This window comes from Mesorhizobium ventifaucium, assembly GCF_935822925.1.
GTDB classification, from domain to species: domain Bacteria; phylum Pseudomonadota; class Alphaproteobacteria; order Rhizobiales; family Rhizobiaceae; genus Mesorhizobium; species Mesorhizobium ventifaucium.
The window spans coordinates 1-824 of the sequence record NZ_CAKXZS010000082.1; the positions used below are offsets into that span (position 1 = coordinate 1).

The following is an 824-nucleotide window of genomic DNA, read 5'->3' on the forward strand; positions in this document are numbered from 1 at the left end:
CTTGCCGGCGCCGTCGACGATGGTGGTGTTCTCCTTGGAGATCGACACCTTCTTGGCGCGGCCGAGCATGTTGAGGCCGACATTCTCGAGCTTGATGCCGAGGTCTTCGGAAATGACCTGGCCACCGGTGAGGATGGCGATGTCTTCCAGCATGGCCTTGCGGCGATCACCGAAGCCCGGCGCCTTGACGGCGGCGATCTTCAGGCCGCCGCGCAGCTTGTTGACGACCAGCGTGGCCAGAGCCTCGCCTTCGACGTCTTCCGAGATGATGACCAGCGGCTTCGAGGTCTGCACGACAGCCTCGAGGATCGGCAGCATGGCCTGCAGGTTGGAGAGCTTCTTCTCGTGGAGAAGGATGTAGGCGTCTTCCAGATCCGCAACCATCTTGTCGGCGTTGGTGACGAAGTAGGGCGAGAGATAGCCGCGGTCGAACTGCATGCCTTCGACGACTTCGAGTTCGGTCTCGGCGGTCTTGGCCTCCTCGACCGTGATGACGCCCTCATTGCCGACCTTCTGCATCGCTTCGGCGATCATCGAGCCGACCGAAGCATCGCCATTGCCGGCGATGGTGCCGACCTGGGCAACCTCTTCCGAGGTCTTGATCTTCTTGGCGTTCTTGATCAGCGTCGAGACGACGTCGCTAACCGCGAGGTCGATGCCGCGCTTCAGGTCCATCGGGTTCATGCCGGCGGCAACCGCCTTGTGGCCTTCCTGGACGATCGACTGCGCCAGAACGGTCGCGGTCGTGGTGCCGTCGCCGGCGATGTCGTTGGTCTTCGAAGCAACTTCGCGGACCATCTGCGCGCCCATGTTCTCGAACTTGT

1 protein-coding gene is annotated in these 824 nt (G+C 62.3%); it reads right to left on the bottom strand.

Translation table 11 applies throughout. From position 1 onward, the window contains the following. Positions 1-824: chaperonin GroEL (groEL, locus tag NMG70_RS31700; RefSeq protein WP_254028133.1), on the bottom strand; the 824-nt coding region annotated here is incomplete at both ends.